The following is a 22,549-nucleotide window of genomic DNA, read 5'->3' as shown; positions in this document are numbered from 1 at the left end:
TAATTTAACTTTTTTTGATTGCATATTATAATTTTATATTATTATAATTAATATTTTTCCCTATTTTATCGTCCCTTTCTTGAGATTCAATCGACTCAATATTTCCTTGTAAGAATACCGCTAGAAAAAATACCGGTGGATAGCATCAATTATTTCTCGAAATCTCTCATATCTGTACATCGCAGATTAGATGCATCTACCAAATCCCAAATTTGGAATCTATGGCAATGATTAGATAATTATCTATTATTAAGGATAAATTTTTAACCATATATAAAGAGATTTCCCCAAAACATATCCTTAAAAGATTGGCTATGATGGCGCGGCGAGAAGAAAAGATTGCATCCAAACGCCAATTGGCTATATAATCAACCGGCCTTCGCCGGTCAATTTTTATTCATATACTCATTCCAGCTTAAATAAGGGAGCCGGAACCGAATGCCTCCAATCGTTTCTCACGAATATTTCATGCGCCTGGCGCTCAATCAAGCTAAAATCGCGCAAGCCTTTGGAGACGCGCCGGTGGGAGCGATCATTGTGAAAAACGGCGCCGTCATCGGACGGGGACGGAATCAACGGGAAGAAAAGAACGATCCCGCCGGCCATGCGGAAATACTCGCCTTGCGGGACGCCGCCGCCCAGATTGGGAGTTGGCGGTTGGATGAATGCTCCCTTTATTGCACGCTGGAACCGTGCGTTATGTGCTCTGGAGCTATCGTGGCCGCCCGCATTGCGCATTTATATTACGGCGCTCCCGATCCCAAGGCGGGGGGAATCGAAAGTCTGTACCAGATCGCCGAAGACGCCCGGTTGAACCATCAGGTTCTGGTTCATTCGGGAATTTTGCGGGAAGCCTGCGAGGAGTTATTGAAAGATTTCTTCGAACGGCTACGATAAGCAACGTTAGATTCGTACAAAAAGCCTCAAGGTCCCGGAGGGGTGGCCGAGCGGTTGAAGGCGCCCGCCTCGAAAGCGGGTATACGGGTAACTGTATCGAGGGTTCGAATCCCTCCTCCTCCGCATTATTTCTTTCTATATCCGGCGAAAAAGTAGAAGAGCCATCCTGGCTCTTTCTCCTTTCAAGAGGCTGGAAGCTTCTTCTACGCTGAAGTTTCAAAAAAGTTGGCGCCGATATCCCTTTCGCCGAAAGAGAAAAAATCATGAAATACGAAATCCTGGGCGATGACATGCAAATGGCTTTGATCCACCTCGACTCCTCCGATGAAATCCGGGCGGAAGGGGGAGCGATGATGTACATGAACGACGCCGTCCGCTTTGACAGCAAGATGCAAGGCGGTTTTTTTAAAAGCATCGGGCGCATGTTGACCGGCGAGAGTCTGTTTCTGGCGACGTTTACGTCGCCCTCCGGCGGCGGCAAGGTGGCGTTCGCCGCGCCCTATCCGGGAAAAATCCATGTCTTTGAATTGAAGGGCAATGCCGTTCTCTGCCAGAAGGACGCTTTTCTCTGCAGTCACGGCGACATCGATGTTACGATCGCTTTTACGAGAAAACTGGGCGCAGGCTTCTTCGGCGGCGAAGGATTCATTCTGCAAAAAGTCCGGGGGCATGGAACCGCCTTCATCCATGCGGGAGGAACGTTGGTTACGGAAGAACTGGGGCCGGGACAGGTCCTGTTGGTCGATACCGGCTGCTTGGTCGCCTTCGACGATTCCATTCAATACGACATCCAAATGGCGGGAGGATTGAAAACCAGTTTATTCGGCGGCGAAGGGCTTTTTCTCGCCCGTTTGACGGGGCCGGGCCGCGCCTTACTGCAAACGCTGCCCTTCTCGCGGCTCGCCAACCGCATTTACAGCGCCGCCGGAGGCAGTAAAGACGACAGCACGGCGGGCGGGGGATTGTTGGGCGGATTGGGTTCGTTATTAGGCGGGGATAGGTCTTGACTATAGATGTTTTTATACCCACCTGCAATAATATTGTAACTCATAATTCCCTCGCCCTCTGGGAGAGGGTTAGGGTGATGGAATTATAAGTCTAATAATATCAACACTCACCTAACCTCTCCCCATCTTGGGAGAGGAATTTTAAAAGCAACGAATTTAATAGTGATTGGTATTATTTTTCGGCTTTTTCCGTTTTCTTTTTAGTATCTTCTTCTTTGTAGGCGAAAACTTCGATCTCTCTTCCCCGCAGAGCGAAAATGGCTTTTGAGGTCATGGCTTTTACAGGAAAGAGATTTCCCATGATGGAGATCATCACGCCTGGCCAGGCCACTTCTCTCGCCGCAATGCCTTTTTGCTGGGAACGGCCTGTTTCCACCTGTTTCTCCATCAGATGAATGTCGTTCTTCATTTTTTTAACCTGGGCTTGAAGATGCAGCCCGCTGCGGATAATTTTCAACCGCAGTTCTTCCTGCTGCGGCGTGATCTTTCCCTTATCCCGCAATTCGTTCAACGTATGGTTCGCTTGCTGCATTTTTTTATAATTCGCCGCGAGGGACTCCATCTTTTTTTCTTCATCCTTCATGGAGTTAATCAACGCGACTAAATCCTGGCCGAGTTCCAACGATGTTTTCGATCCGATTTCCGAGCCGATGACGGAGGCGGAAATCTCTTTTTCCGCACTGATGCGTCCCCCCACGACAACCGCTTTGCTGCCGCTCACGATAACACTTTTCTTCGCGCGCACATTGGAATTCGATATGGCGCCATTGACGACGACGTCGCCGCCCGCTTCTACAAAGGCATTATTGATGTATTTGACGACGACATCGCCCCCGGCGCGGATTTTGGCTTTTTCGTACCCTTGAATGCCGCCGGCGATATAAATGTTCCCCCCCGCGGTCAATTCCGCCGCTTCCACGAGTCCGTTAATGTGAATATCCTGTCCCGCAATAATTTTAAAATCGCTTAACACGCCGCCGGAAATTTCCACCGTCTCCTGGTAATTGATATTCCCCGTTTTCAAACTGACGTCGCCTTGAATGTTGAGGATGGGACTTACGGAAACCTTTCCATCCACCATGGATACGGCGCCCGTAATTTCCGCAAACAATTCCGTCCCGTCTTCGTTGATGCGCAATCCCTTGCCCGCCGGGAATTTCGCCGGTTTTCCCGGTTTCGGCGGAATCTCTTCCCCATAGACGTTCACGCCCGCTTCCCCAGGCGTAGGATCTGCGAGAACGGCTAATTTTTGATCCGCCGCGACTTGCAAGACGTGATGCTTCTCTTTCCAGTCGACGCGCCCGCCTTTTTCGACGAGTTTGGCGCCTTCCAAAATCGACAGATCGATCGACCAATCGACATAACCGTCTTCGCCGTCTTTGGGTGGGATTCCGCGAGCTGCTGCTACGGATTGATTGAAGAGACCCTCGTCGAATATCCTGCGAATGGCGTCGGAGTCGACGGAAGTGGCAAGATTATTGTCGCCTAGATACTTCAGGATATCTTCAGGAGTATAGTGTTCCGCCGCTTCGAGTTTGATCTCCAGCGTAGCGGACATTTTGCTGGCGGAAACTTCGAGACCGATCCCGTCTCCCCAGACAAATGCCTCTTGTTCCGGCTTTTTCTCTTCGAGAGGCGATCCGGCGTTTGGATTTACGTCGTTCATCGGCCAACTGCCTTGGTAAAAAATTCAGTCTGTCGAGTCAGGGCGATAACTTAACCTTTGGGAATTACCGGCGGATACCGAATTAAGTTCTTGTATTCATATCCGCTGTTGTTATAGTATCTTAAGTATTATACAACCTATCGCTTCTTGAGGATACTCTATTCTTTTAGAAAGTTGAAGGATTTCCATCATGAACGGAACAAGTTCTGCTTTTCGCTGTTTTTTTCTTGTCCTCTCGGCAGGGATATTGTCTTCCTGCGCCTCCAAGGAAATCGTCCAGCTTCAGGAATCCGTCCAAGATATGGACGCTAAGATGCGTCGCATGGAACAACAAGACACTTTGGAAACCGCTCAAACGACGGGCGCTCTCAAGGACGTTAACGAGACGGTCAATCAATCGCTGCGCGATATCCGTTTTACCCAAACGAACCTGACGAATTTGTTGGAACAAATATCTTCTCGTTTGGGAAAAGTGGAAAAAGACCTTGCCAGCTTGCAGGATCGCGTCAGCCGTCTCGATTCCTTCTCCTCGGAAACAGCCAATCTGACTCAGGATTTGCGAAGATCGGGCGACGAGAAGCAAGAACAATTAGCCAGCGTAATCGATAACCTATCCAAAAGCGTCAACGACCTCAAGCGAAGTTCGGCTTCTGAATATCGGCAAGCGCAGCAATCGATCGAAAGTCTGGAAGCGCGGTTGAATAAACGAATCGACGCTATGGATGAGAACACGAAAGCCATCTACAAAAAAATTCTTAAAGAACTCGGCGCCGAAGTTCCCGCCGACGCCAAAACCGCGGCGCCCTCTACGAAAGAGAACAATGCCAAGGAGAGCGCATCGGGTAAATTTCACGTCGTTGAAAGCGGCGATACGCTCTCCAGCATCGCCGCGAAGTACGGCGTCGATATGAAGGCCATTCAAGATTTGAATGGAATCGACAATCCTTCTCAAAATAGACTTGGACAACGCCTGCGCATACCCTAAACCAGAGGGAAATATCCAGTTTTATCTAGGCAAGGCGTCATCCTTACGTCCTTTAACCGGCTGCTAAGAATGGTTCATTCATACACAAAAGTATCGGGCGGTTTCTTTTATTCTTTATAAAACAATGGGATCGTTTTAGGATTTCGTTTTGAGGTTTGCAAAATTTTTAAATTAAAATTCATATAATCTCCTTCATCCGAACATCAAAAAAACGTATCATTTATGGAACGGCGTTTTTTCGCGCTTCGTTGCAGCGCCCCAAAACAGCGCCGGGAAAGACCGCCGAGAGGTTTTCGAAAACCGTCTTGGACGTATAATATTGTTTGGCTTTTTCGTCTATTTCGCTGGATTTTCGTTATGGGGACAATGCCGTCTACGTTTATCTGAGCGAAATCTTGCGGTATGAGGGAAAGACCTGTTTCTAGCAATTCGCCGCCGTATTTTTTCCTTCTTTTCGCCGCCGGAAATTTGTTTGCTCGCTCGATGAGATCGTTTTTTGTAAGAGAATTGGATTACCTAGAACCGAAAAGAGGCGTCATAACCAAATGAATGGCCATTTGTTTCAATGGATTATTTTCTCTCAACTCGGCGATGCGTTGCGGCAAATGCGCGATAGTTCGTTTATCGGCTTATCCGTTTATATCAGCCTTTTTGCGCTTTCCGTCATTACCTGGGGACTCATCCTCAAGAAAGTATTCGATCTGCGCGCGGAAAAAAAACGCGCTCAACTCTTCCGGCAACTTTTCAATAAATTGGAGGGCAATATCGTAGCGCTGTCGCAAGAAGGCATTCTTCCCGCCAACAGCCCTGCGCGTCTTTTCGTATCGGCGTATGAAGAGCTGAGGCTTTGGGCGACGCTGGACAGGGAAAGAAATTGCATTATCGCCGACCGTCCCGTCATTCCCGCCTTGGAACGAACCTTGGATCGCGCCATCGAACTCGAAAAAGAACGCTGGGAACGAGGGACGACGTTCTTGGCGACTACGGCCAGCGTTTCGCCGCTGCTGGGCCTTCTCGGCACTGTGTGGGGCGTTTTCCTCACGTTTCACCAAATGGGCATGGAGCAAAACATCACGCTGCAGACGGTCGGCCCCGGCATCTCGGAAGCCCTTTTGACCACAGTAGTAGGGTTACTCGTGGCCATTCCAGCCGTTTTCGCTCATAACGGGATTCTCCGCGCCGTGAGAAACATCGAAACGGAACTGGAAAGCTTTTCCAGCGAAATCATCAACCATTTCGACCGGCAAATCGTTGTCGGAGCCTACCGCAAGCAACCCGAAAAACTGATGCTAAGGAAGAAAACCAGTGTCGTTACGTAAAGTCCGTTATCGCACGGAAGCCTTGGCCGACGTCAACATGACGAACCTAATCGACGTTGTCATGGTGCTGTTGATCTCTTTCATCCTCGTTTCCAATTTCGTTCAAACCGGTCTGGACATCCAGGTGCCCGAAGTGGGTTACGTTACGGCGACGGGAAAAGAAAAAATCATCGTCGGCGTCGATCAATTCGGAAAAATTTCCGTCAACGGGGCTCCTATCAACAAAGAGGAACTTGTCGGAAAACTGAAAGGATTGAAGGCGGACTATCCTGAAGAGGAAATCTTCATCCGGGTGGATAAACGGAGCCTGGTCGAGAATTTCGCCTTTGTTTCCTCCGGCGCCAAAGAAGCCGGATTCAATAAAATCATGCTTCCCATGACCCTCTTGAAGCAAGAGCCATAAAGGAATGCGCCCATCTTTGCAGCGTCGTTTTTTTTCCGCCTTTCGCGATAGAAAAACGGGAACGAAATCATGAACGAGCGGACATCCATCATCGTTTCCTTCCTGATTCATATCGGCGTCTTCTGCATTCTTATTTTGCCGCCCCGCTCGCGTTATCAATTGATAACGGACCAATTCATTCCCGTATCGTTGCAACCGTTTCAAGATCAAGCCCAACAACAACCCGCCCCGCAACCGCAAAAGCCGCCGGAACCCAAACCGCCCGAACCTAAGCCGCCGGAGCCGGAAGTAAAAAAAGAACCGGAGCCGATAAAAGAAAAGCCGGAACTCAATAACATCAAAGAACTTTTAAAAGACGCACTATCGAAAAAAAATACGCCCACGCCGGCGCCTACGAAGAAAAAGATTCCAACGCAGAAGCCAACGCCCAAAAAAGCGGGTACGCCCACGCCAACGCCGCCCGCGTTTACTCCCATTCCCACGGAGAAACTGATACCTTTGTCCGAGGTTCCGGCCATTGTGGAGTCCGCTTCCGCGCCGATTGTGAAGTCCGCTTCTACGACGGAAGCCAAAATGACGCTGGAAACGGGAAACTCCAACGTCGATTTCAGCAATTACGCCGCCATGCTGCAATATTATTTACGGCAAAATTGGCGCGCTCCCGCCGTACGCCGCCCCGAACGGCGGGAATATGTTACTGTAGCCAGTTTCACGATCTATAAAGACGGACTGATTTCCGATATCATTATCGAACAATCATCCGGATGGACTTTGTCGGACGAATCGGTGATCGAAGCCATCAAGCTTACGAGCGGATTATTGAAACTCCCGCCCGAATACGCCGACGGAAGCATCCGGGCGAAATTTCCATTTATCCTACCTATGGAATGAAAAGTTGAGGGATTAAGATGAAAGGATTAACGTTAAATAAGTATTTATTGTCCGCAGTGGTTTTTGCGGGATTCATTGCAACCGGCCAAACGGAAAACATCCAGGAATTCGGTCCTATCATCGCCGATTTGCGGAAGCCGCCGCTTCTGGTGACAAAACCGCAAGCGGAAACGCCGTTCGCCGATCAGGAAAAAATCATTCAGGAACTCTACGATCTATTCCTTTTCGACTTAGCTTTTGCCGACGCTTTCCAAGTTTTCCCCGAAACGCCGCAAGCCGCCATCCTGATCCAGCAGGACAAGCAGAACAATACCTTCGATTACGCTCAATGGAAACAATTGAAATTCCAGGACGACATGCCCGAATACGTGGTGGAAACCGTCCTTGTGCCTAGAGGCGAAGGAAAATATCAACTCAATTTGCTCGTATACGATCTCGTGGATGGGAAACGAGCCATCGGCACAGCCTATGGCGCCGATCCCCATCCTCCCTTTGGGGCGAAAGACTTGCGCCGCGCCGGACATCGAGCCACAGCGCAAATTATCGGCGAACTCACCAATGGTTTAATCGAACCCATTACGGAAACAAAAATCGCCTTCGTCAATCACAACAGCGTCAAACGCATCAAGGAACTTTATCTCATCGATTACGACGGATGGAAAGACAGCCTCATCCAACTCACCTATTTTAACTCAATTACTCTTTTCCCCGATTGGTCGCCCGATGGGGCCGATCTTGCTTATGTCTCCTTTAAAAACGAATGGCCGGATTGCTTTATCCAAAATGTGGCTACGGGAAAGGTCTTCACGCTGGCGAAATTTTTGGGTACTAACACGACCCCCCGCTGGTATCCCGACGGCCAGAATCTGGCCCTGTCGCTTTCCGCTCCCGGCAATCAGGAAATTTATCGGATTCCCCGCACGGGAGGAAAACCCGTCCGCCTGACGCATACGAACAACGACGCCATCGACGAAGCGCCCGACGTCTCGCCGGACGGAAATCAAATCGCCTTCACGTCCGACCGCAACGGCAAGCCCCAGATTTACGTAATGGACGCCAATGGCGCGAATATCCGCCGGATATCCTACGTCGACGGCGGGCAGCGCAAATGCGACACGCCCCAATGGTCGCCCGTTCCCATCGATAACAAAAAACAGAACAAAAAAGATTTCCGCATCGCCTTTACCGGCTTTTTCGATTCCCTGCAATCCGACATCTTTTCGGTTTGGCAGGACGGTTCGGACCTGCAAATGATCTCGGAACACGTAGGGGAAAATCACAATCCATCCTGGTCGCCGAATGGCAAATATATCGCCTACGCTTCCAACCGATTGGGGAAATACGATATTTTCATCGCTCCCAGCGAGCCGGGACGGCTGATCTTCATCGGCGACAAGGGGATGAGAAATTACCGCGTTACCTATCTGGGCGGTGATAATTTATCCCCCGCCTGGTCGCCTAAGTAAGAATTTGATCGCGTTTTTTTTTCGAAAGGCGCTGCTTTGCTTGCAAACCGGCAACGGTTGAGATAAATTATATATACAATTTTGGGAATAGGTTCTTTTTTAACTTACATATTTTAAGTTTTAAGGATTACTCTCTTCTATGAGCGGGCGATATGCGCTTATGATGAATTTATTGTGGTTTGTTATGGCTGATCTTAGCCGCCGCTTATGGACGCTCGTTCCTTCCTTATCTTGCGAGGCGATGCCGATAAACGCCGTTCGCCGCAATTCTTTTTATGGCGAATGGCGCCGTCTTACGTTTCTTATCTCTCCTTTTGCAATAGGGAAATCCAATTGCTTTTTCAACCGAAACGCAATAGAGATATTTTGCGAAGACGGCCCAAAAGAAATGGGAAAATCGTGAATTTAGCGATTTCTCTCCTCTAGGGACTGGATTGAGTATAGAAAATGAAAAAAAAATCGCGTAAATTAGCGGCGCATGGTTGAAGAAAAACAAAGAATATGACATCCTGTTCTCGAATGATCGAAGCATGAATAGGCCGGTGAAAAACCACTTGATTCTAGAGAGTTAGAGTGTCAAACTTGTACGGTTGTTTTCGAAGAGAAAAAGAATATTCGGAAAATTATTAACGAATAGATTTATTTTAGAAGAACTGGGAGGTTCTAATTAAGATGACAAAGATGAAAAGCACAGTCTTGACTGTAATGGTTCTTTTGTTGATAGCCGGTCTTATGACGGGTTGCGCGACAAAAGGAACGGCGGGAAAAGGCGCTTATGCTCGCGCGGAAAAAGCGGGAACTCCGCCGCCGCCGCCGTCGGAAGGACCAACGGATCGTCCGCCCCTAGGCGAAGAGGTTCCTTTCTCCAAATTGCCTGATGCGCCGGCGGGAATCTGCGACCGGATTCACTTCGATTACGATAAGTCGGATATCAAGCCGGAGTGGATCGATTGCTTGACCAAAATCGCCGCCTATTTGGTCGCCCATCCCGAATTCCTCGTCGTTATTGAAGGCCATTGCGACGAGCGCGGCACCAACGAATACAACATGGCGCTCGGCGAACGGCGTTCCAAATCGGCGCAGAACTTCCTAATGGAAAAAGGCGTTGCGGCGGAACGGATCGTTACCCGCTCTATGGGCGAAGAGAAGCCCCTCGAGACCTGCCACGACGAAAGCTGCTGGAAGGTCAATCGCCGGGACGAATTCTTTGGTGTTCGTCAAGCCCGCTAAACCGGAACGAGCGATTCGAATAGCGATATAAAATTACTAGCCTGCGCCTTTTGCGGAATGAGAAGGCGCAGGCTTTAACTTTGCATACAGCGCTGATACAAATCCTCGAACTGCGCCGTCATACGCTCGGCGGAAAAGGCCTCGCGGATCCGATTTTTCGCCGCTTGGCCTATACGCCGTCTTCTATCCCCGTCGTTTAACAATTCCGCCAATGCTATCTCCAACCCATCCAAATCTTTCGGCGTAAAAATCAAGCCCGACTTGCCCTCTTCCACGATTTCAGGAATCCCTCCCGTGCGGGCGGTGATTACCGGTAGACCAGCATCCATTGCTTCCATTAGAGAGACCGGTTCGCCTTCGACGTCCGAGGGCAATGCGAAGATATCCATCCCATAAAGAATTCGGCGGGCGTCATGGCGATATCCAGCGAAAATCGTTTCCTCGGCTACGCCTTCTTTTTCGGCCAAGTCACGCAAAGCCGATTCCATCTCCCCTTGTCCGACAAATAATAAACGAAGTTCGGGAAACCGCATCTTCAACCTAGCTGCCGCTTGGATTAGCAAATCATGACGCTTGGCAGGACGCATTTGCGCCACGATGCCCGCGACAAGATGGTTTTCCGCTAAACCGAATTCCCGCCGAACCTCGCAGCGAAGTTTTTCCGAATCGCCTTCATCTACGGTTGTTTCGATGCCATTATGAACCAAAGCGATCTTTTTTCCCGGCAAGCGGATGAGATGGAGCACCTTGTCGAGTCCCAATTCGGAATTGACGACGTAAAGGGTATCCAAAGGATGAGTGAGCCGTTCGATCCAGGCGTAAAGCCGCCCGTATCCTTCGACAGTATAAACCGTACTGATGCCGGACAATAACTTGATTTTTCGTCGAAATAAAACCGTCAAACGGCCAAGAAGGTTGGAATGAATCAGCAGGCTTTGAATGACATCCGGCTGAAACTCACGAAGCAAACGGCGCCAGGCGGCCAGACCTTTCCAGAGAGATTCTTCGCGCAGTTTCAGGTTGACGCCGGGAACGCCCCACTCTTTTGCCGCATCGATCAAATCGCCAGGGCCGAAAAGCGTAACCAACGATGGTTCGAACCGGCTCCGGTCGATATGGCGCAACAGGGATAAAATGATCCGCTCGGTTCCGCAGATTTCGGAATCGGTGGTCAACATCAATACGCGGATTTTTCGCGGTTCCATAGTTTTAAATCCATGTTACGCAGTCTGGGAGTGCGGACGTCTCGTCCGCAAGTTGAATGAATTTTTCCAGAGCGGCGCAAGCCAACCCGCCGTTAAAACGGCGGGCTATTACCGTTTGCCCCTTTAAAGGGGCATTTAAAAAAAGCCCAGCCTTTCAAGGCTGGGACACGAAATTTCGATAGAAGAGTAAAGGCAGGCTGCGCCATGCCTTTGCCACCCAACCGTCAATCCTCTTCCGACAATTTACGGGCGGCGGACGGTTCGTAACCGCGTTCTTGCAGCGCCCTCATCAGTAATTTGGCTTTAGATTCCGGCAGAACGAAATGCCGTTCCGACACCCGCTCGCCCAGCAAATCCTTCACTTCGGGCACGTGCAGCATTTCGTCGGCCAATTCCGGCGCGTCGCATTCCACCAGGACGGTTCGATACAGTTTGATTCTTCCATACTTGCGGCGCCAATCCTCCAGGCTGTAGCGCACGTTTTCGGGAATTTTTCCTCCTGCGGCCGTTTCCAAGAATGAGATCATCTCGCCAGCGTCCCATCCGGCGCGCAATGCGCCGACGACGCTTTTTTGCGTCAACTGAAACGTCGTCATAACATCCCGCCGCTTGAACTCCGCCATCCGGTCTAGTTTCCACAAGATCGAATACTCCGCCGTCGGAGGCGCCAGCAATTCATAATTCGGCTGCAGAACGCATAGTGCGGAGGAAGGTTCTTGAGCAGGTTCGAGAATTTCCCTTCCAAACAGAATATGAACGCCTGCGGGAGTGAAATGAAATGCAGGTTCTTCGCCATGATTCATCCGTAGAAGTCCAAGCGATTGCAGCCGCCGCATGGATTCTTGTATGGATCGAGATGGATCCAATTGCAGCATATCCTTGGGATGGATGCCCCGTAAAAACTCCTTCTCCAAATCCTTCAAAAGAAACAACGGCGTTCCCCCGCTTTCGCAAACGGATTTCTCCGCCGTTAACAGAACGATGGCCAGTTGTTGGAATCCGAAGTCGCCAAGGATGCGTCGCCGCAAGAGATGACGCCATAGATCGCGCCGCATTTCTTCTTCGTTTTGCGCCATCCAATCTTCCGCCGAAGGCGCAAGGACGTATTTGTTTTGGCGATCGATCAATAAACCTTTTTGCAGACAATACTCGAAGGCAAAGGCGAACAAATCGCCGCCTCCAGAGTCAATTCCAATCCGTTGCCGCCATCGATCGACGATTTTTTTGTGGATTTCCCCCTTTTGCGTCCGTTTGGCGCGGACGCGGCGCAGAAGGCAGAGCAGATGAAAAATTGATTCCAGCGCATCGTCCTGCAAACGGGCGTCATCCCATTTCATTTCTCCCTGCGGCGATAGACGGCCGGTTTGGGAAAAAAACAACGTCCGCAAATTGCGCCGGATTTCGTCCGGAAGCATAACGGCGTCCGGGTATTCCGAACCGGCAGGGAAAAGAAATCCTTTTTCGTACAGAATCAGCCATTGTTCCGAGAGAGGAGTTTCGCCGCGCCAGGCTTGCCGCAATTCCTCAGGGATGCGAATCAATCCGTTATCCGAATCGACAAAAAAAACCAATGTCCGCAGCAGTCTGCGGCAGGAAGCGGGCAATTCCGTCAAAACCTCCGCCAAGAAATCCCGATCGCGATAGCGAACCATAAGCGCCTGCAACAAATTGCGTTTGGAGGGCGTCAACGAAGAAAGGCCGAATTCGTCTGCCAGCCGTTGCAGCTGTTCATGGGGGAGATGAACCAGAAGGTTGGATAAGTTCATGATGCTCGACCGGGAACGATCGTCAAAATCCGGTTTGCCAAGCCGCGATCGTCTTCCATGTTTTGAATGGAATATTGATATCCCTGTTCGGCTAAAAAGCGTTGCCGTTTTTGCGCGAATTCGCCTTCGTTGCTGTCGCGGGTGACGATCGTATAAAAGTGAGCGATCGCGCCCTCCGCTTTTGGGCGTAAGATTCGTCCCAGGCGTTGGGCTTCTTCTTGGCGTGAGCCGAAGGATCCGGAAATCTGGATGGCGATATTCGCTTCCGGCAAATCCACGGCGAAATTGGCTACCTTCGAAACCACAAGTCCGCCGATTTCTCCCGTCCGGAATCGAGCATATAATTTTTCCCGCTCCAAGTTCGGCGTTTGCCCCGTAATCAGGGGAAGATGGAAAACGCTGGCGACGATTTTCAGTTGGCGCAAATACTGGCCGATGACCAACACGCGGTCGTCTTTATGGCGATAGAGCAATTTTTCCAATACGTCCAATTTCAACGGATTTTCCGAGGCGATGCGGTATTGTTCCCGCGGGGGGGAGACGACGTATTCATGCCGCAGTTCCGGCGCCATCGGCGTCCGGATTTCATGGCATTCCGCCGTAGCGATCCACCCTTGTTTTTCCAAAACTTTCCAAGGAACGTCGTAGCATTTGGGTCCGATCAAACTGAAGACGTCCGTCTCCAAACCATCCTCGCGGATAAGCGTAGCGGTCAATCCCAGCCGCCGCCGCGCCTGGATATCGGCGGTGATGCGGAATACCGGCGCCGGAAGCAGATGCACCTCGTCATAAATAATCAATCCCCAATCCTGAGCTTCGAATACCTTCAGATGAGGAAAATCTTCTTCTTTATTTTTACGGAAGGTTAAAATTTGATAGGTGGCGAGGGTGATGGGACCGATCTCTTTGCATTCGCCGCTGTATTCGCAAACGGCGCTTTCGTCCAAGTAGGTTTTATCCAGAATTTCGCGGCGCCATTGCCGCAAGGCGACGATGTTGGTGACCAAGATCAAGGTTTGCCGCTTCATTTCCGCCATGACGCCGAGGCCGATGATAGTCTTTCCCGCGCCGCAAGGCAATACGATGGCGCCGCTTCCCCCGTCCGCCCCGCCGCCGCGATAGAATACGGAAACGGCGGAACGCTGGTAATCGCGCAAATAGAAAGGACGTCCTCCCAAGGTTTGCTCGCGCAGCGTGATATCCAACGGCGAGCCTTCCACGTAACCGGCCAGGTCCTTGACGGGAAATCCGATTTTCAGCAGATTCTGCTTGAGATGGCCGCGATAATCGCCGCCGATTTCCACCGTATGGGCATTCAGCCGTTCGCCGATATAGGGCTGCGTCTTTTTATGACGGACAATTTCATCCAATAAGGAAGAGTCCTGGCTGCGCAGCAATAGCCGTCCGTTTTCTTTTTCAAGGAGGAGCCTACCATACCGCCCCATATACTCGACGATATCCACCTTCACATTGCCGGGAATGGCGTAGCGGGAATGCTTCTCTAAATTTTGCACGACTTCCTCCGCCGTCAAGCCGGCGCTGGCTGCATTCCAAAGCGATAGAGGGGTTATGACGTAAGTATGAATATGTTCGGGGCATTTAATCAGTTCGGCGAAAGCGCCAAGTATATCGCGAGCTTCTTCGTAACCATCGGAGTCGACATCGAGAAAAACGGTTTTATCGCTTTGAACGATTAGAGGTTTGTTTGACGACATATTTTCCTGACTGGCGCGTTGAAATCGGCGACATCGTTATAAATCGGTTTCAACATCGTTCGACCGCCGATCGCGGCGGGATCATCTATCTCATTCGCAAAATGGCAAGTTTTATATTATACCTTCAGGAGCGAATAGCCAAAAGAGTAAAGATAAAAAACAACGCCCCGCTGGAAAAATTCAACGGGGCGTATTCTTTGTATTGGCTAAAATTTCGATTATTTTCCGATAACGTTGGAAATGTTGAAGATGGGGAGGTAGAGCGCGACGACGACGCCGCCGATGATGCCTCCCAACATAACGATCAGCAACGGTTCGATGAGTTTGGCGAGACCTTCGACCGCATCATCGACCTCGCGTTCGTAAGCTTCCGCCACTTTAATCAGCATCTGATCCAAAGCGCCCGTCTCCTCGCCGACTGCCACCATATGAACCACAAGGGGAGGAAAGATGGGGAACGCTTTCATCGGTTCCGAAACCGTATCTCCATCGCGGATGGAAGAGTGAATCTCCACCATGGCGCGGGAAATCACTTCGTTGCCTGACGTATCTTTAACGATCAATAGCGTTTGCAGAATGGGAACGCCCGTATCCAGCAGTGTTCCGAAGGTACGGGCGAAACGGGCGATGGCCGACTTTTGCACAATGCCGCCGAAGATGGGCAGCCTGAGCAAAACGCGGTCGATAATATAGCGCCCTTGATTGGTGCTCGCCATTAATTTGAACAATACGATGATCCCTATGATCGCGGCGAGAGGAATATACCAATAATCCACTAAGCCGTGGCTGATGTTAATTAAAACCTGTGTGGGATAGGGCAACTCCGCTCCCAGTCCGGAAAACATATCCGCGAACTTGGGAACGACGAAGATCATGATGATCGCCACGACGGACATCGCAATGGTGATGACGACGGCGGGATACCACATCGCGCCCTTGACCTTGGAGCGGACCGCCTGGCTTTTTTCCTGAAACATGGCGAGACGGTCGAGAACCTGCTCCAACGCGCCGCCGATCTCTCCCGCTTTGACCATGTTCACATAGAGCCGGTTGAAAATGCGAGGGTATTTCGCCATGGCTTCGGAGAGCGTGCTGCCGCCTTCGACGGATTCGGTGATTCCTATCAGCGCATCCTTAAGATTCTTGTCTTCCACTTGCTCGCGGAGGATTTGCAAACTGCGCAAGAGCGGAAGCCCTGCGCCGATCAGCGTCGCCAATTGGCGGGAAAAAGCGGATAGGTTTTTCAATCCGACTTTTCCGCGGGACAAAATCTTGCCCACGATGCGGAAAATGGGCAAATCCAAGAGATCGACCTGGCCGATGCCCTGTTTGGAGCGGTTGACCTGGGTAACGTAATACCCCATGCTGCGCAACCGCTCGACAACGGCCTCTTCGCCCGTCGCTTCGATATTCCCGCGAATTTCCTTTCCGCCTTTATCTAACGCCTTATAGGAAAACGTCGGCATTCTTCGCCTCCCAACAACCGATAGCGTCCAGGGTTGTTATAGTTAGGAGAAAGAACATCCTCTTCTTTCTCGATCGTTCCATCTTTTACGTAAACTCTGAATGAAAATGGCTAAAAAGTATTTGCAGAGCAAGTCCCGCTTATAAATATTATATGAATTTGCGCGAGATCGTCAACTTACCGGTTTGAAAGTAAAAAAGGGCATATTTTCTCAAAGCCGATGATACGGAATTCATCATACCCATTTCCCTGTCAAAATTCCAGGACTTTCGATGGGAAAGAAATAATTCCGCAAGAAGGAGAGAGGATCGAAAGATAGGTACGGGATATCCGCACAATCGTCGAAGGGTCAGAATCCAAGTTCGAGTTTGGCGGCTTCGCTCATCATATCGGGATTCCACGACGGCTCCCAAACGATTTCCACATCGCAGGATTGAATGCCCTCGATGGCGTTCACTTTCGCCTCCACTTCTATGGGAAGCGATTCGGCCACCGGGCAGGCGGGAGAAGTAAGCGTCATGACGATGCGGCAGCTGCCGTTATTATCGACGAATACGTCGTAAACCAAGCCCAACTCGTAGATATTGACGGGGATTTCGGGATCGTAGACGGTTCTCAAAACCGCAATGACTGCTCCTTCCAAATCGAAATTGAAGGAAGAGATATTTTGGGGCGCTGCCATTTCGCCGCCGGTATGATTTTGAGAATCGGGATTTTGCGGATCTATGTTATTCATGGCGTTCGTCTCCATAACCAGCTATTCCGTCGTAACCATCTCTTCATTATTGATGGCCGCTTGCATGGTGTGCCAAGCCAAGGTGGCGCATTTGACGCGCATGGGAAAAGCGCGAACGCCCGCCAAGGCTTTTAACTTTCCTAGAGAAGGAAATTCGCTAACGCTCTCTTCATCGCCGGCGACGAGATGATGGAAATTGTGGAAAATCTCTTCCACTTCCGCTAATGTTTTCCCTTTGAGACTTTCGGTCATTAACGAAGCGGAAGCGGTGGAGATGGCGCAGCCCGCGCCGGTAAACGAAACGTCTTTAACGATTCCATCGTCAACGTGCAAGAAGATGATGAACCGGTCGCCGCAAAGAGGATTGAAGCCTTCCGCCTTGTAATTGGCGTCGCACATCTCCTTGCAATTCCGGGGGCGCTTGGAATGGTCGAGAATGACTTCCTGGTACAAATTTTGAAGATCGGTCATTATTGAAATACCTCGATGACTTTATGAATGCCTTGGACGAGCCTGTCGATTTCCTCTTGGGTGTTGTAAAAGGCCAATGACGCCCGCGCCGTCGCCGGGACGCCGAAGCGATCCATGATCGGCTGGGCGCAATGGTGGCCGGTGCGGATAGCGATGCCCTCGCGATCCATAATGGTTCCTATATCGTGAGGGTGAATGTTCTTGAGAACGAACGTCAAAACGCCTGCTCTTTTCTTAGCGGTTCCGATGAGACGCAGTTCCGGAATTTCGCTCAACGCTTTCGTTGCGTAGGCGTACAGTTTTTGTTCATAGCGGGCGATTTTTTCCAAACAGAGTTTCTGTACATACTCGATAGCGGCGGCGAGTCCGATGGGACCGACGATATCCGGCGTTCCCGCTTCGAATTTATAGGGCAGGGAATTGTACAGGGTTCTACCGAAGGTTACCGACCGGATCATATCGCCTCCCCCCTGATAAGGCGGCATGGCGTCCAGCATTTCTTCCTTGCCGTACAACACGCCGATGCCCGATGGGCCGTAGAGTTTATGGCCGGAGAAGACGAAGAAATCGCAATCCAATTCCTGAACGTCCACTTTCATATGCGGAACGGATTGCGCGCCATCCACTAGAACCGGGATGTTGCGCGCATGAGCCAGTTGGATGATCTCCTTGATGGGATTGATGGTTCCCAGGGCATTGGAGAGATGAACCACGCTGACGAAGCGGGTGCGGTCCGTCAGGAGTTTTTCGAATTCGTCCATCTTCAGCTCGCCGTCGTCATTGACGGGAGCTACGCGCAAAACCGCGCCGGTCTGCTCGCAGACCATTTGCCAGGGCACGATGTTGGCATGATGCTCCATGTGGGTAATCAAAATCTCATCGCCCGGCTTGAAATGAGAGCGGCCGTAGCTGGAAGCCACGAGGTTGATTCCCTCCGTGGCGTTGCGCACGAAGATAATCTCGTAGGAATGCCGGGCGCCGAGAAACTTTTGAATCTCGCTGCGCGCCAGATCGTGCTCCTGAGTAGAGAGTTGGCTTAAGAGATGAACGCCGCGATGAATGTTGGAATAATATTCCGTATAAGCCTTCGTGATGGCGTCGATGACGCATTGCGGCTTATGGGCGCTGGCGGCGTTGTCCAGGTAAACGAGGGGATGGCCGTAAATCTTGCGGCTGAGAATGGGAAAATCCTTGCGGATGCTTTCCACGTCGAAATGATGACAATGCGCGTCCAGTTCAATTTCAGGAATCGCAGCGCTGACGCCGATCATTTTTACTGCTCCTTTTCCCGCGTAGGCGAGAGAATGCCTCCTCGAATGATTTCGTCCAATTTTTCCCGAATCGCCTCTACGCCGATTTCCTTGACGATTTCGCTGGCGAAGGCGTAGGTCAGAAGAGTGCGCGCCGAAGCTGCATCGATTCCCCGCGTACGAAGATAGAACAAGGCTTCGTCATCCAGCTGGCCCGTTGTGGAGCCGTGAGTGCATTTTACGTCGTCCGCGTATATCTCCAGTTGGGGCATAGAACTCGTTTCGGCGTTTTCGGAAAGCAATAAATTCCGGTTGCTTTGCTTGGCGTCCGTTTTCTGGGCGTCTTTTTCTACGCGAATTCTCCCGCGAAAGACGCCCTTCGCTTTATCGTCGAGGATGCCTTTATACATCTCCCAACTATGGCAATTCGGCTTAGCGTGGATAATTTTCGTATTGTTGTCCATAACCTGGCGCTCGTTTGCCAAATACAAGCCATACATGATATTCTCGACGCCCTCGCCGTCCAATACGGACGAGAGATCGTTGCGAGTGAAAGCGCCGCCGAACATGACGGAATTATGTTTATAGGCGCTATGGCGATCAAGATGGATTTGGGTGGAAGAAATATGATAAGCCGCCGCCGCTTCCCGTTGAATTTTTATATGCTCGATGCGCGAACCCTCGCCTGCGAGCGTTTCGGTCAAGGGATTGTTCCAATAGGCGCCGCCGCTTCCGGCATAGGATTCGACGATCGTTCCCCGGCTTCCTTCTCCGGCGACGATCAAGGTGCGGGGAAAGATAATCGGAGATTCGGTTTCCGCCGTCGTGAGATACAACAGATGAATTGGCTTGTCGATTTCCGCTTTGCGGGAGATGTGAATGTACGCCCCATCTTGAAAAAAAGCCGTATTCAACGCTGCAAAAGCGTTATCTTCGTAACTTCCCTTGCGCGCCAGGAACGATTCCAGCCACGCCGGATCCTCATTCAAGGCCGCCGCCAAACTGCCAACTTGGACGCCGTCTGGAATTGCCTTCAGCGAAGAGAGTTTCTCGACGAAGCGTCCATTGACGAACGTCAACCGAACTGCATCCATTGCGGGATAATCGAACTCCTCGACCATTCGTGAATCGACATCTGCCGGTTCGGAAGCCAGAGCAAACTCACACTCCAACAACGGTTTGAGGTTGGCGCTTCTCCATTCTTCCGTTCTGGCCGAAGGAAATCCCAATGCTTCGAACCGGGCTATCGCCTCTTTTCGGATTTCGCGCAGCCATACAGGCTCCGTTGCGGAAAGGCGCCGCTCGAATTGGTCGAATTGAGAAACGAAAAATTCTTTTTTATCTTCATGATTTTGAATAGAAATCGCTGTCATATTATTCCCTAATCCAATAATTTTTGAATTTGTCGCTTTTAAAATCCCTCTCCCAAGATTGGGAGAGGTTAGGTGAGGGTTGATAGTATTAAGCTAGTATCCCTCACCCTAACCCTCTCCCAGAGGGCGAGGGAATTTTAAGCGACATTCTTAGAAGGACTTAGCATAATCCCGATTTTCTTCCACAGTTCCAGGGCTCGCCTCTACGCCATCGCCGGTTCTTTCGCCAATTCGTCGAGCCAGGAATAGCCCTTCTCTTCTACTTCCAGCGCCAGCTCCCTTCCATCCGTGCGAACGATCTTGCCGCCGGAGAGGATATGGACGACATCGGGAACGATGTAGTTTAGTATGCGTTGATAGTGAGTGATGACGATGAAAGAGCGATCTTTACTGCGTAGCGCATTCACGCCGTTGGATACTACTCGCAACGCGTCGACATCCAGTCCGGAATCGGTTTCGTCCAGAATCGCCAGCGCAGGCTCCAAAACGGCCATGTGAAAAATCTCGTTGCGCTTTTTCTCACCGCCGGAAAAGCCTTCGTTGACGGAGCGGTTCAGCAGGTCTTCTTTCAATTCAACTAATTTTACTTTTTCTTTGACTAGTTCCAGAAAATCGAAGGCGTCCATCTCCGGTTCGCCCTTGGCTTTCTTAATGGAGTTCAGCGCCGTGCGCAGAAAATAGGAATTAGTAACGCCGGGGATTTCTACGGGATATTGAAAGGCCATAAAAACGCCTTCGCAGGCGCGCTCTTCCGGCGACAGTTCTAGAAGGTTTTTTCCTTTATAAATCACTTCGCCTTGCGTGACTTCGTAATTTCCATTCCCTGCCAGCACTTGGGAGAGCGTGCTTTTTCCGGAGCCGTTCGGTCCCATAATGGCGTGTACTTCGCCTGCTTTCACGCTCAAATTGATTCCCTTCAGAATCTCCCGGCCTTCGACGTTTACGTGTAAATTTTTGATTTCCAACATTTATTTATTCTCCAATTATTATAGTCTCGCTCAAATTAATAATGTCTGCTTTTTAATTCTCCCCCCAAGCTTGGGGGGAGTTAGAGGGGGGTTGAATTTATTAGACTTAAAGCAACCCCCTCCTAACCTCCCCAGTCTTGGGGGAGGAATAAAGGAATTATGCAAACACCTCTTTTCGATTATCCCACGCTGCCTTCCAAACTTACGCTTAGCAGTTTTTGCGCTTCGACGGCGAACTCCATCGGCAACTCGCGGAATACTTCCTTGCAGAAGCCGTTGACGATCATGCTGACGGCGTCTTCGGCTGAAATGCCGCGCTGCTGGCAGTAAAAAATTTGATCCTCGCCGATTTTGGAGGTTGTCGCCTCATGCTCGACTTTGGAAGAATCGTTTCTTACGTCGATATAGGGGAACGTATGCGCTCCGCATTTGTCGCCGATCAGCATCGAATCGCATTGAGTGTAATTGCGGGCGTTGGTTGCTCCCTTTTGAATTCGCACCAATCCCCGATAGGCGTTCTGGCCGAATCCGGCGGAAATTCCTTTGGAAACGATGTTGCTGGAGGTGTTCTTGCCGATGTGAATCATCTTGGTTCCGGTGTCTGCTTGTTGGTAGTTGTTGGTTAGCGCCACGGAATAGAACTCGCCCGTCGAGTTGTCGCCTTGCAGGATGCAGCTGGGATATTTCCATGTAATCGCTGAACCCGTTTCCACTTGCGTCCAGGAAATTTTCGAGTTGACGCCCTGGCATTTGCCTCGTTTGGTGACGAAGTTGTAGATGCCGCCCTTGCCATTCTCGTCGCCGGGATACCAGTTCTGTACTGTGGAATACTTAATAGAAGCGTTGTCGAGGGCGACCAGTTCCACCACGGCGGCGTGCAATTGATTTTCGTCGCGCATGGGCGCCGTGCAGCCTTCGAGATAACTGACGTACGCCTCTTCGTCGGCGACGATCAGCGTGCGTTCGAATTGGCCTGTTTGCGAAGCGTTGATGCGGAAATAGGTCGAGAGTTCCATCGGACAGCGGACGCCTTTCGGAACATAGACGAAAGAGCCGTCGCTGAAGACTGCTGAATTCAACGTCGCGAAAAAGTTATCGGTATAGGGAACTACCGATCCCAAGTATTTTTTCACCAAATCGGGATGGTTTCGCACCGCTTCCGAAAAAGAGCAAAAGATAATGCCCAGTTCGGACAGTTTTTTCTTGAACGTCGTCGCCACGGAAACGCTGTCGAAGACGGCGTCAACGGCCACTCCCGCCAGCAATTCCCGCTCCGCCAGAGGGATGCCAAGCTTGTCGTAGGTTTCCAGTAATTTAGGATCGACCTCTTCCAGACTTTTGGGACCGTCCTTTTTGGATTTCGGCGCCGCGTAATAATGGCTGTCCTGATAATCGATCGCAGGATAATGGACAAACGCCCAAGTTGGCTCTTCCATCGTCTTCCAATGCTCGAAAGCCTTTAGGCGCCATTGCAGCATAAACTCCGGTTCTTCTTTTTTGGCGGAAATTAGGCGAACGATATCCTCATTGAGGCCTTTGGGCGCTATTTCCTGTTCGATGTCGGTTACGAATCCGTATTTATACTCTTTCAAAGCGTCTTGAATCGCGTTGGGAGATGAGGACATTACCGGTTACTCCATAAAATTGACTTTTTTTAAATCCGTAGGATGGGTCATGTCGTTCGACTCATCGATTGCCCTAAATATTGATGGGTCAAAAAACGCGACCCATCCTAC

At 50.5% G+C, this 22,549-nt stretch carries 19 protein-coding genes and 1 tRNA gene; 9 read left to right on the top strand and 11 right to left on the bottom strand.

All coding sequences use genetic code 11. The features are described from left to right. Window positions 1-438: 438 nt before the first annotated feature. The 3 genes from tadA (at window position 439) to AB1656_23170 (ending at window position 1,904) form a co-directional block, all read left to right on the top strand. Complete coding sequence (tadA, locus tag AB1656_23180; protein ID MEW6238298.1) at window positions 439-897, top strand: tRNA adenosine(34) deaminase TadA; 459 nt, start codon at window positions 439-441, stop codon at window positions 895-897. 36 nt (window positions 898-933) lie between these two features. Then, window positions 934-1,020 (top strand) — tRNA-Ser (locus tag AB1656_23175). Between the two features lie 140 nt (window positions 1,021-1,160). Next, window positions 1,161-1,904 (top strand): TIGR00266 family protein, encoded by a 744-nt coding sequence (locus AB1656_23170; GenBank protein MEW6238297.1) that lies wholly within the window; start codon window positions 1,161-1,163, stop codon window positions 1,902-1,904. A gap of 172 nt (window positions 1,905-2,076) precedes the next feature. Here AB1656_23170 and AB1656_23165 read toward each other — a convergent pair whose 3' ends face one another. After that, on the bottom strand, window positions 2,077-3,570 hold the full coding sequence (locus AB1656_23165; GenBank protein ID MEW6238296.1) for a FapA family protein: 1,494 nt from the start codon (window positions 3,568-3,570) through the stop codon (window positions 2,077-2,079). Between the two features lie 190 nt (window positions 3,571-3,760). Between AB1656_23165 and AB1656_23160 the strand changes: the two genes are divergently transcribed. From AB1656_23160 to pal, 6 genes are all read left to right on the top strand, one after another. Next, window positions 3,761-4,555, top strand: coding sequence for a LysM peptidoglycan-binding domain-containing protein (locus AB1656_23160; GenBank protein MEW6238295.1), 795 nt, complete (start codon window positions 3,761-3,763; stop codon window positions 4,553-4,555). 545 nt (window positions 4,556-5,100) lie between these two features. Further along, window positions 5,101-5,874, top strand: a complete 774-nt coding sequence (locus tag AB1656_23155; protein MEW6238294.1) for a MotA/TolQ/ExbB proton channel family protein — start codon at window positions 5,101-5,103, stop codon at window positions 5,872-5,874. Continuing rightward, window positions 5,861-6,277, top strand: a complete 417-nt coding sequence (locus AB1656_23150) for a biopolymer transporter ExbD (GenBank protein MEW6238293.1) — start codon at window positions 5,861-5,863, stop codon at window positions 6,275-6,277. The genes AB1656_23155 and AB1656_23150 overlap by 14 nt, the downstream gene beginning before the upstream one ends. 69 nt (window positions 6,278-6,346) lie before the next feature. Beyond that, window positions 6,347-7,168: a TonB C-terminal domain-containing protein gene (locus tag AB1656_23145; protein MEW6238292.1), complete on the top strand. Its 822-nt coding sequence runs from the start codon at window positions 6,347-6,349 to the stop codon at window positions 7,166-7,168. Between the two features lie 17 nt (window positions 7,169-7,185). After that, window positions 7,186-8,634 (top strand): hypothetical protein, encoded by a 1,449-nt coding sequence (locus AB1656_23140; protein MEW6238291.1) that lies wholly within the window; start codon window positions 7,186-7,188, stop codon window positions 8,632-8,634. A 672-nt stretch (window positions 8,635-9,306) separates the two neighbouring features. Further along, the gene (gene pal, locus AB1656_23135) at window positions 9,307-9,864 is read left to right on the top strand and encodes a peptidoglycan-associated lipoprotein Pal (protein ID MEW6238290.1); all 558 of its coding nucleotides are present in this window, start codon (window positions 9,307-9,309) and stop codon (window positions 9,862-9,864) included. A gap of 74 nt (window positions 9,865-9,938) precedes the next feature. On the opposite strand, the gene AB1656_23130 is transcribed toward pal, so the two are convergent. From AB1656_23130 to sufB, 10 genes are all read right to left on the bottom strand, one after another. Beyond that, window positions 9,939-11,069, bottom strand: coding sequence for a glycosyltransferase (locus tag AB1656_23130; protein ID MEW6238289.1), 1,131 nt, complete (start codon window positions 11,067-11,069; stop codon window positions 9,939-9,941). A 224-nt stretch (window positions 11,070-11,293) separates the two neighbouring features. After that, entirely contained in the window at window positions 11,294-12,835 is a 1,542-nt protein-coding gene (locus AB1656_23125; GenBank protein MEW6238288.1) for a helicase-associated domain-containing protein, read from the bottom strand. Beyond that, the gene (locus AB1656_23120) at window positions 12,832-14,550 is read right to left on the bottom strand and encodes a DNA repair helicase XPB (GenBank protein ID MEW6238287.1); all 1,719 of its coding nucleotides are present in this window, start codon (window positions 14,548-14,550) and stop codon (window positions 12,832-12,834) included. The genes AB1656_23125 and AB1656_23120 overlap by 4 nt, the downstream gene beginning before the upstream one ends. A gap of 218 nt (window positions 14,551-14,768) precedes the next feature. Continuing rightward, window positions 14,769-16,016, bottom strand: coding sequence for a type II secretion system F family protein (locus tag AB1656_23115; protein ID MEW6238286.1), 1,248 nt, complete (start codon window positions 16,014-16,016; stop codon window positions 14,769-14,771). 348 nt (window positions 16,017-16,364) lie between these two features. Then, window positions 16,365-16,697 carry a DUF59 domain-containing protein gene (locus AB1656_23110; protein MEW6238285.1) on the bottom strand — a complete coding sequence of 111 codons (333 nt, stop codon included), beginning with the start codon at window positions 16,695-16,697 and terminating at the stop codon, window positions 16,365-16,367. 75 nt (window positions 16,698-16,772) lie between these two features. After that, window positions 16,773-17,222 (bottom strand): Fe-S cluster assembly sulfur transfer protein SufU, encoded by a 450-nt coding sequence (gene sufU, locus AB1656_23105; GenBank protein ID MEW6238284.1) that lies wholly within the window; start codon window positions 17,220-17,222, stop codon window positions 16,773-16,775. Further along, complete coding sequence (locus tag AB1656_23100) at window positions 17,222-18,493, bottom strand: cysteine desulfurase (protein MEW6238283.1); 1,272 nt, start codon at window positions 18,491-18,493, stop codon at window positions 17,222-17,224. The genes sufU and AB1656_23100 overlap by 1 nt, the downstream gene beginning before the upstream one ends. 2 nt (window positions 18,494-18,495) lie before the next feature. Continuing rightward, window positions 18,496-19,845 carry a Fe-S cluster assembly protein SufD gene (gene sufD, locus AB1656_23095; protein ID MEW6238282.1) on the bottom strand — a complete coding sequence of 450 codons (1,350 nt, stop codon included), beginning with the start codon at window positions 19,843-19,845 and terminating at the stop codon, window positions 18,496-18,498. A gap of 203 nt (window positions 19,846-20,048) precedes the next feature. After that, on the bottom strand, window positions 20,049-20,813 hold the full coding sequence (gene sufC / locus AB1656_23090) for a Fe-S cluster assembly ATPase SufC (protein ID MEW6238281.1): 765 nt from the start codon (window positions 20,811-20,813) through the stop codon (window positions 20,049-20,051). Between the two features lie 179 nt (window positions 20,814-20,992). Next, a complete protein-coding gene (sufB, locus tag AB1656_23085; GenBank protein MEW6238280.1) occupies window positions 20,993-22,438 on the bottom strand; it encodes a Fe-S cluster assembly protein SufB in 1,446 nt (481 codons plus the stop codon). Window positions 22,439-22,549 lie beyond the last annotated feature (111 nt).

This window comes from Candidatus Omnitrophota bacterium (assembly GCA_040755155.1).
In the GTDB taxonomy this organism is placed as follows: Bacteria; Hinthialibacterota; Hinthialibacteria; order Hinthialibacterales; family Hinthialibacteraceae; genus JBFMBP01.
Note: the sequence above shows the minus strand (reverse complement) of the source record. Positions and strands in the feature narration are given on the sequence as shown.

Excerpts from the sequence above, each read along its gene's own strand:
- AB1656_23140 (MEW6238291.1), top strand. The coding sequence starts at position 7,186 with ATGAAAGGATTAACGTTAAATAAGTATTTATTGTCCGCAGTGGTTTTT.
- AB1656_23110 (MEW6238285.1), bottom strand. The coding sequence starts at position 16,697 with ATGGCAGCGCCCCAAAATATCTCTTCCTTCAATTTCGATTTGGAAGGA.
- AB1656_23125 (MEW6238288.1), bottom strand. The coding sequence starts at position 12,835 with ATGAACTTATCCAACCTTCTGGTTCATCTCCCCCATGAACAGCTGCAA.
- tadA (MEW6238298.1), top strand. The coding sequence starts at position 439 with ATGCCTCCAATCGTTTCTCACGAATATTTCATGCGCCTGGCGCTCAAT.
- AB1656_23155 (MEW6238294.1), top strand. The coding sequence starts at position 5,101 with ATGAATGGCCATTTGTTTCAATGGATTATTTTCTCTCAACTCGGCGAT.
- AB1656_23170 (MEW6238297.1), top strand. The coding sequence starts at position 1,161 with ATGAAATACGAAATCCTGGGCGATGACATGCAAATGGCTTTGATCCAC.
- AB1656_23130 (MEW6238289.1), bottom strand. The coding sequence starts at position 11,069 with ATGGAACCGCGAAAAATCCGCGTATTGATGTTGACCACCGATTCCGAA.
- AB1656_23100 (MEW6238283.1), bottom strand. The coding sequence starts at position 18,493 with ATGATCGGCGTCAGCGCTGCGATTCCTGAAATTGAACTGGACGCGCAT.
- AB1656_23160 (MEW6238295.1), top strand. The coding sequence starts at position 3,761 with ATGAACGGAACAAGTTCTGCTTTTCGCTGTTTTTTTCTTGTCCTCTCG.
- sufC (MEW6238281.1), bottom strand. The coding sequence starts at position 20,813 with ATGTTGGAAATCAAAAATTTACACGTAAACGTCGAAGGCCGGGAGATT.
- AB1656_23115 (MEW6238286.1), bottom strand. The coding sequence starts at position 16,016 with ATGCCGACGTTTTCCTATAAGGCGTTAGATAAAGGCGGAAAGGAAATT.
- sufD (MEW6238282.1), bottom strand. The coding sequence starts at position 19,845 with ATGACAGCGATTTCTATTCAAAATCATGAAGATAAAAAAGAATTTTTC.
- AB1656_23165 (MEW6238296.1), bottom strand. The coding sequence starts at position 3,570 with ATGAACGACGTAAATCCAAACGCCGGATCGCCTCTCGAAGAGAAAAAG.
- AB1656_23120 (MEW6238287.1), bottom strand. The coding sequence starts at position 14,550 with ATGTCGTCAAACAAACCTCTAATCGTTCAAAGCGATAAAACCGTTTTT.
- sufB (MEW6238280.1), bottom strand. The coding sequence starts at position 22,438 with ATGTCCTCATCTCCCAACGCGATTCAAGACGCTTTGAAAGAGTATAAA.
- sufU (MEW6238284.1), bottom strand. The coding sequence starts at position 17,222 with ATGACCGATCTTCAAAATTTGTACCAGGAAGTCATTCTCGACCATTCC.
- pal (MEW6238290.1), top strand. The coding sequence starts at position 9,307 with ATGACAAAGATGAAAAGCACAGTCTTGACTGTAATGGTTCTTTTGTTG.
- AB1656_23145 (MEW6238292.1), top strand. The coding sequence starts at position 6,347 with ATGAACGAGCGGACATCCATCATCGTTTCCTTCCTGATTCATATCGGC.